At 61.8% G+C, this 8,245-nt stretch carries 7 protein-coding genes; all 7 read left to right on the top strand.

What is annotated here, in order from left to right; translation table 11 throughout:
• The first annotated feature begins 29 nt into the window (after positions 1 to 29).
• Positions 30 to 1,286 (top strand): MFS transporter, encoded by a 1,257-nt coding sequence (locus ACTHL0_RS14235; RefSeq protein ID WP_440567397.1) that lies wholly within the window; start codon positions 30 to 32, stop codon positions 1,284 to 1,286.
• A gap of 110 nt (positions 1,287 to 1,396) precedes the next feature.
• Positions 1,397 to 3,109 (top strand): methyl-accepting chemotaxis protein, encoded by a 1,713-nt coding sequence (locus ACTHL0_RS14230; RefSeq protein WP_440567395.1) that lies wholly within the window; start codon positions 1,397 to 1,399, stop codon positions 3,107 to 3,109.
• A gap of 429 nt (positions 3,110 to 3,538) precedes the next feature.
• Positions 3,539 to 4,468 carry a LysR substrate-binding domain-containing protein gene (locus ACTHL0_RS14225; RefSeq protein ID WP_440567394.1) on the top strand — a complete coding sequence of 310 codons (930 nt, stop codon included), beginning with the start codon at positions 3,539 to 3,541 and terminating at the stop codon, positions 4,466 to 4,468.
• A gap of 112 nt (positions 4,469 to 4,580) precedes the next feature.
• Entirely contained in the window at positions 4,581 to 5,075 is a 495-nt protein-coding gene (locus tag ACTHL0_RS14220; RefSeq protein WP_440567392.1) for a hydroxyquinol 1,2-dioxygenase, read from the top strand.
• Between the two features lie 45 nt (positions 5,076 to 5,120).
• Positions 5,121 to 6,140, top strand: a complete 1,020-nt coding sequence (locus ACTHL0_RS14215) for a hydroxyquinol 1,2-dioxygenase (protein WP_440567398.1) — start codon at positions 5,121 to 5,123, stop codon at positions 6,138 to 6,140.
• A 33-nt stretch (positions 6,141 to 6,173) separates the two neighbouring features.
• Entirely contained in the window at positions 6,174 to 7,640 is a 1,467-nt protein-coding gene (locus tag ACTHL0_RS14210; protein ID WP_440567390.1) for an aldehyde dehydrogenase family protein, read from the top strand.
• 7 nt (positions 7,641 to 7,647) lie between these two features.
• Positions 7,648 to 8,245: iron-containing alcohol dehydrogenase (locus ACTHL0_RS14205; RefSeq protein WP_440567389.1), on the top strand; the 598-nt coding region annotated here is incomplete at its 3' end.

The raw sequence follows: 8,245 nt of genomic DNA, 5'->3' as shown, positions 1-8,245 counted from the left end.
CGCAGCGGTAGCCCTATGGAGAGAGACAAATGAAATCGAGCGAATGGGACGTGGGCTACGAGTGGAAGGCCGTCGTGCTGCTGGCCTTGGGCTTCGGGCTGGTGGGATTGGACCGGTGGCTAATCGCGCCGCTCTTCCCATCGATTATGAAAGACCTGCACCTGAACGCGCAGGACGTCGGCAACTGTATCGGCATACTTGGTCTGTCATGGGGAATCTTCGCTGTGTTGATGGGTGGGCTATCCGACAAGATAGGCCGCCGCAAGGTGCTGATCCCGGCGATCCTTGTCTTCTCATTACTGTCCGCCTTCTCCGGCCTGGCTGGCGGTTTGGTGAGTCTGCTGGCGGTGCGGGCGATGATGGGGGTCGCCGAGGGCTCGTTCTGTCCGACGAGTTTCGCCGCGACTGCAGACGCCTCGCATCCGAAGCGCCGGGGCTTTAATCTGGGGCTTCAGCAAAGCGGTTTCGCATTGTTCGGCCTCGCGCTCTCGCCCATCATCGCCACCCAGTTGCTGAACGTAGTGAGCTGGCGCTGGGTGTTCGCGCTAGTGTCGGTGCCTGGGCTGATTCTCGGCGCGTTGATGTTCCGCATCATCCGTGAGCCGCGATTGACGCCGCAGAAAATTGCGCTTCGTCGAGAAGGCGGCCAGTGGCGTGCCGTGTTGAAAAGCCGAAACATACCCGTCGCCATGGTGGCCCTGTTCTGCGCCATGACCGGCGTGTTCGTGTTAGGCGCCATGCTGCCGCTCTATCTCACCGAATATCTCTCGCTCGATATGCAACGCATGGGCGTCGTCGTCTCGGCGATCGGGTTCGGAGGATTCGTCGGCCAGTTCGGTTTGCCCGGGCTTTCGGATTTCATCGGCCGGCGACTGGCCAGCATTGTCGGTTTCGCTGGGACGGCGGTCATGCTGTACCTGTTCCGCGGCATCGGCGCGCAGCCGTTCACCCTGTTCGTGGTCCTGTTCGTTGCTTCTTTCTTCACGCTTGGACTTGTGTCGCTGATATCCGGGCCGGTCGCGACGGAAGCCGCACCAGCCGGTATGGTGTCGACTTCGATTGGCGTTGTCGTGGGGGCGGGCGAAATCTTCGGTGGTGGTGTGGCGCCGGCGCTGGCCGGTTTCGTGGCTACCCGCTTTGGTATCCAGAACATTCTGTGGCTGCCGATCTGCGCGGTCGTGCTAGGCGTCGGCGTTAGCCTCCTGTTCAAGGAGACGGCACCGGCCCGGACGCGTCAGTCGGTGTTGTCCGGCGTGGACTTTCCGGCAAGCGGGCAACCAGAGTGAAGCAACACAATTGGGTCGCAGTTGCGCCGGGTCCGCTGCACGCAATGGCCATCGCTTGAGGGATTGCGTGCGCCCCTTGCCCAATTTGAAAAGTAAAAATGGTTTACTAAATGATGCAGATTCGGACGCGCTTGTCGCTAATTTTTGCCCTCATGGCGTTGCTATGCGTCGTAATTGCAGCAGTGTCACTGAGGGCCCTGGCTGATGCGAACGCGAGAGCTGAGCGAATGTACCGGGAAATCACATTGCCAGCGAGCTATCTCAGCGAGGAATACACGGCCGTGCTCACGATGGTGCTCCAGGTGTATGAAGCGAATCGTTCGAACGAACCGAGTGCAAGCAAGGCCCAGTTCGAAATAATTGACCGGTTGCTGCCCGTAGTCAAACGGGACATCGTTCTTTTCGATCGGAGCGACAAGCCTGATTCCACCAAACAAGTCGCGCCAGAATTTACGCGCAATCTCCAAGGCGCACTCGACGGTCTCCTTGATGCAGCGCAGCTCTCGCGCAACGGCGACGCGAAGGCTTCAATGGACGCAATGATCACGAAATCTCGCCCATACGGTCTCGCTGCAGGGCCGAACATGGCCCAGTTACAAGCGCTTTTCCACCGGGAGTCGGACTCCGCCCATGAGCAGGCAATGATGGCCTATCGGCGCATGCGCGATTCAATCTTGGCGCTGCTGGGGCTCGGCGGCATTCTTTGCGGATTCGTCTTTTGCATGGAGATGCGCAGGTTCCTCAAAAGCTTGAGCGGCATTCAGGGTACGTTGCTGGCAGCATGTCGCTCGCTTGACCTTACTCAACGCGTTGCTCCTCAACGCGACGACGAAATCGGGCGCGCGGGGACGGCGTTCAATGAACTAATCGCGCGAGTTGGAGAAGCGATCAAGACGGTGCGCAATACGACCGACTCCGTGCGTACCGCCGCCTCTGATATTTCCTCGGGCAACGCAGACCTATCCGCTCGCACGGAGCAACAGGCAGCGTCGCTCGAAGAAACGGCGGCGAGCATGACGCAGCTAACCGAAACGGTGAAGCAAAATGCCGATAATGCGCGCCAGGCTAACGCGCTGGCAACCCGCGCTACGGACTTGGCCGACACCGGTAACGATGCTGTAAAAGACATGGTGCAAGCGATCACCAATGTCAGCGCCAACGCCGAGAAGGTATCGCAAATCACGGCCACCATCGAAGGCATTGCGTTTCAGACAAATATCCTTGCTTTGAACGCAGCTGTCGAGGCCGCGCGGGCGGGCGAGGAGGGGCGCGGCTTCGCGGTGGTCGCGAGCGAAGTACGCAGCCTCGCGCAGCGCTCCGCAGCGGCCGCGAAGGAAATAAAGGAGTTAATCGAACGATCAGTATCGATGATTCAGGACACTGCAAAGCAGGCAGCCGAAGTGGATGCGTCGACGGACGACGTTAAGCGGGCCATCAAACAGGTATCGGATATCGTCGGCGAGATCGCCGCTGCATCGGAGGAGCAGAGCCGTGGCATAGACCAGATTCACGTTGCTGTGTCGCAGATGGACGAGGTAACGCAGGCGAACGCAGCGCTCGTGCAATACGCTGCTGCAGCGGCTCAGTCGCTCGAACAACGAGCGACTGACCTGCAGGAAGCGGTGTCCGTGTTCAACATTGGGGAGACGGTTTTCCATGAGCCGCAGACAGCAACTCCGCAGCACAGGCTGGGCGAACCGACACCGGGCGCGTCGCCGATCGAGACGAAACGGCATGCAGCCAAGCAATCGATCCGTACCAGAGCGAGTATTGCTGGCGCCACGACGGTCGGCTTGTCCGATGAAAAGTGGCAGACCTTCTAGCAGGCTGCTAGCAGGCTGTTGAAATCGATACGGCGTAGATTTCCCCGCCCAATATTGCAACGCGCTCCCCTTTCACAGTGCACGCGGCAACGGTACTATCATTAGGGTCAAAATGCCGATTCATTCCCTCGGAACCGAACGCGCGCTTCCATCAGAGCGCAATAGTCAAGCCGAGAGCAACAAGTCAAGCCGCGCTGAATGATCCTTTTCTTTGTTTGGCACGTCATTCCGTTCGTTGCCTTCAGCTAGTTCTGTGCGATGGAAAAATCTTCGATTGTGTCGTGAGCGGAACGAAATGGCGCTGGTGTCGCGGCACGTCCGTGCAATCCTCTCAATGGCGGACGCCCGATACCGACTGCAGCAGGCCCAGCTGACGTGCGGTTGCGCCCATATACAACTGCCGGTGCTGGACGGGGAGAAGGGGGGAGGATGGACCGATTTCTAAGTATCGAGGCCTTCGTGCGGGTTGCGGAGACGAGCAGCTTTTCCGAAGCCGCGAGGCAGCTGGGAGTGACGAGCTCGGTCGTCACGAGCCGCATCCAGCAGCTCGAGAAGTTCGTCAACGCGCCGCTCTTTCATCGCAGCACGCGGCACGTGCGTTTGTCCGAAGTCGGCGAGGCGTTTTACCGTGACTGCGCCGAAGTCGTGGGGCGCGTCAACGAGCTAACCGACCAGATGCGCGAGTTGCGTGCGACGCCCACGGGTCGCTTGCGAATCCAGATGCTGCCGGGCTTCGCGCTGGGGCACTTCGGCCCCCCGCTTGCCGAATTCAACCGTCGCTATCCGGGCATCCAACTCGACGTCATCGTGAACGACCGTGTAGTCGACCCGATCGAAGAGGGCTTCGACGTCGCGTTCCAGATCTTCCCCCCAATCGCCGAATCGCTGATTGAACGGCGGCTCTTTCCCGTGAGGCGATTGTTCTGTGCCGCCCCCGATTATGTACGAGAGCATGGTGCCCCCGAGCATCCCCGCGAACTGCTGCAGCATGTCACGGCGCTTTATTCGGGTTATCCGTCGCGTAACCGTTGGACCATGACGCGCGGGCACGAGGTCGTCGAAATGGAGCTGCCCGGCATGATCCGTTCGAACTCGGTGCATTTGCTGCGCGATTACGCGCTCACCGGCGGCGGGGTTGTCTGCCTGCCGACGCTCGTCGCAAGTGCGGCGCTGCTGGACGGCTCGCTGGTGCCACTCCTTACGGACTACGTGCTAGCGCCGCTGAATTTTGCTGCGGTCTATCCGGCAACGCAGCGGCAGTCGCTGAAAGTGAAGGCGCTCGTCGAGTTTCTGGCGGAATATCTCGGGCCGGAGCCCGCATGGGATCGGCCTCTCATCGACCGCGGGTGGGTAATCTAGCGGGATTGTTCGCGAAGTGCGAATGGCGTAATCGCCTGCTCGCCAGTTGTTGTCGCCTCCCAGTGCGCCTAAAGTTGAAAGGAACGATTTCTTCCAACAATAGGAGACAGCAATGACCGAGTCGTCATTCCGCACAGTCTTTGGCTCGCTCGACAGCTATAGCAAAGGCGGTATTGAAATCACGAGCGGCGACGCCCGCAACTATGTTTTCTCCAACGTCTTCGAAGTGGCTTCGTCTTCGGAACCCTACGAAAAGGTTGTCGTCGGCAAGAACCTCGAATACGTGATCGAGGTGCTCCGCACCGAAGGCCAATCACAGTGGTTCGCCTGCGCACACGACGAGTTCGTCATCCTCATGGATGGCGAGGTGCGCATTGATTTCATCAAGCTCGATACCCCGCCCAGTGGCAGTACCGGTACGGTGCCCGCTGGCGCGCAGCCCGGAGGGCGTGCGATGGGATACGTCGTACTTCGGCGCGGCCATCAAGCGCTGCTGCCGGCCGGCTGCGCCTACCGCTTCACTGCGCAAAAGGCTGGGGTGGCGCTCGTTCAGACGATGCTCGGCGCGCTCTCAGTGCAAAAGTGGGCAGATATCTGCCTGCACTGACTCGCAGTGCGCACCCATCATCCGTCCATATTGAGGAGACGACACATGGCTACCCTTGAGACCATTTCGCACCCGGCCGGCTTCGCTGCCGACACCGTAATTGCGACCCAGCCGGACGCTGTAACCGGCTATCGCTGCTTTCGCCTCGGCGCATTCGAATTCCTACGCGACGAGTACTTCGTCAAGGTCACCTGGCCGGCAAAAGGCCAGACCCGTACACACGCGATCCCGGCCGACGCGTTTCTGCGCGCGATGATGCGCGATGTCGCGTGGGGTTTCTTCTACGGCTGGGTCAACTTCGACCACGTGTTCGGCACACGCAATCACTACGGCAAGGTGGACGTCTACGCGGGTTCGTTCAACGGCGTCATGAAGGAAGCGGGGATCGACTATCTGGAGACCTTCGAGACGCCGACCATCATGGCGACCTTCAAGGCCATCCTGCACGACTGGACCAACGAGGGCTTCGATCCGTTCGCCGCGCCCGAGGAGACCGGCACCGCGTTCGGCCGAAAGCATGGCGGCAATGAAGCCGCAATCGAGCGCACGCGCATTGCCACGCGCCGGATGCCCGGCCTTGAGGGCGACTCCCCGCTGCGCGACGACCTCCCGGTAAACCGCGCGTTCGCCGACGTCCCGCAGGACGAGCCTGAAGTGCATGCCGAGCGTGGCTTCGAAGGCGAACTGCACGCGTTCAATCTCTTCAAGTACCTGTCGCGTTCGGATGTGACTTGGAATCCTTCCGTCACCTCGGTATGCGGGCAGAGTCTTTTTTGTCCGACGACCGAGGAATACATCCTGCCGGTCTTTCACGGTAATGATCGCGTCGAGTGGTTCCTGCAGCTTTCCGACGAGATCGTCTGGGACATTGGCGACAAGGACACGGGGTCCCCGCGCGCACGAATCACGATGCGTGCGGGTGATATCTGCGCGATGCCGGCGGACATTCGCCACCAGGGCTACTCGACGAAGCGTTCGATGCTGCTTGTCTGGGAGAACGCGACGCCGGATCTGCCGAAGCGCTATGAGAGCGGCGAGCTGAAGCCGTATCCGGTCGAATTCTGAAAGCTGCGCCCCCGCATTGATCAAGGATAACCGATGCAAACCCAACTATTCATCGATGGGCGCTTCGTCGACGCCGTCGACCGCGGCACGATCGATGTGCTCAATCCGCACGACGGCTCGCTGATCACGAAAATCGCGGCCGCCACCGCGGCAGACGTGGACCTGGCCGTCGAAGCCGCCACCCGTGCGTTCCCCAAGTGGTCGTCGATGCCTGCGGCCGAGCGCGGCCGGCTGCTGCTGCGTCTCGCCGACGCGATTGAAGCCAACGCGGAGGAACTCGCGCAACTTGAATCTCTGGACACCGGCCATCCGATCCGCGACTCGCGTGCGCTCGACGTGCCGCGCACGGCAGGCTGCTTCCGCTACTTCGGCGGGATGGCCGACAAGCTACAGGGCTCGGTGATTCCCGTCGAGACCGGCTTTTTGAACTACGTGCAGCGCGCCCCAATCGGCGTCGTCGGCCAGATCGTGCCGTGGAATTTCCCGTTGATGTTCACGAGCTGGAAGATGGGCCCGGCGTTGGCCGCGGGCAATACGGTCGTGCTCAAGCCATCGGAAATCACGCCGCTGTCGACGTTGCGCATCGTCGAACTGATGGCCGAGATCGGGTTCCCGGCCGGTGTCGTCAATATCGTACCCGGCTACGGCCATACGGCCGGCCAGCGGCTCGCCGAACACCCCGGCGTCGGGAAGATTGCATTCACCGGTTCGACGGCGACGGGCCGCCGGATCGTCGAGGCATCGCAGGGCAACCTGAAGCGCGTGCAGCTGGAACTGGGGGGCAAGGGCGCGAACATCGTGTTTGACGATGCGAACCTCGATGCCGCCATCAACGGCGCCGCATGGGCGATCTTCCACAACCAGGGGCAGGCGTGCATCGCGGGTTCGCGTCTCGTACTGCATGAACGCATCGCCGACGAATTCCTCGAGCGTTTCGTGTCACTGGCCTCGTCGATTCGCGTCGGCAATCCGCTGGATCCGAATACCGAGATGGGTCCGCTGACGTCGAAGCAGCACCTCGACCGCGTGCTGTCGTTCGTCGACATCGCGCGCGAGCAGGGCGGCCGCGTGCTCGCGGGCGGCAGTGCACCGCAGCATGCCGCACTCGCCAACGGCTACTACGTGCGCCCGACAGTGATCGAAGCGAAGAGCGCCGCCGACCGCGTCGCCCAGGAGGAAGTGTTCGGCCCATTCGTCACCGTGCTGCGCTTCGGCAGCGACGAGGAAGCGCTCTCGATTGCCAACGCGACCGAATACGGGCTCGGCAGCGGCCTCTGGACCAACGATCTGTCCCGCGCACACCGGATGGCCTCGCAGATCGACGCGGGCATGTGTTGGATCAACTGCTACAAGCGCGTCAATCCGGGCAGCCCGTTCGGCGGCATCGGGAAGTCGGGCTACGGCCGCGAGATGGGTTTCGAGGCGATGCACGACTACACGGAAGCGCGCTCGGTGTGGGTCAACGTCGACGGCAAGGTGCCGCCGCACTTCAAGCGCTGAGGTTGCGATGGAGCGATTCGTCTATCAGGGAACGCCTTCCCGCGTCGTATTCGAATGGGGCGCGCTTGAGCGACTGCCGGACGAACTGTCCGCGCTCGGCGCGCACCGGGCGCTGATTCTGTCGACGCCCGAGCAGCAGCCGCTCGCGGAACGCGTCAGGGAGGTGCTCGGCGAGCGCGCGGCCGGCGTATGTGCGCAGGCTGTGATGCACGTGCCGGTCGAGGTTGCGCGTGCCGCGCGCGAGACGGCGGCCGAGCTTGGCGCGGACTGCTGCATCGCGATCGGCGGTGGATCGACGATCGGGCTCGGGAAGGCGATCGCGCTCGAGTCGTCTCTGCCGATCCTCGCCGTGCCGACGACTTATGCGGGATCGGAGATGACGCCGATCTTCGGGCTCACGGAAGGCCGGCTGAAGCGCACCGGGCGCGATGCGCGCGTGCTGCCGCGTACGGTGCTCTACGATCCGTCGTTGACGCTGTCGCTGCCGCCGGGGATTTCGGCGGCATCCGGCGTCAATGCGATGGCGCATGCGGTTGAAGCGCTCAATTCCGAAGATTCGAAACCCGTGATCAGCCTGATGGCCCAGGAGTCGAACCGCGCGCGCC

Source organism: Trinickia sp., from assembly GCF_051961175.1.
Taxonomy (GTDB): Bacteria; Pseudomonadota; Gammaproteobacteria; order Burkholderiales; family Burkholderiaceae; genus Trinickia.
Note: the sequence above shows the minus strand (reverse complement) of the source record. Positions and strands in the feature narration are given on the sequence as shown.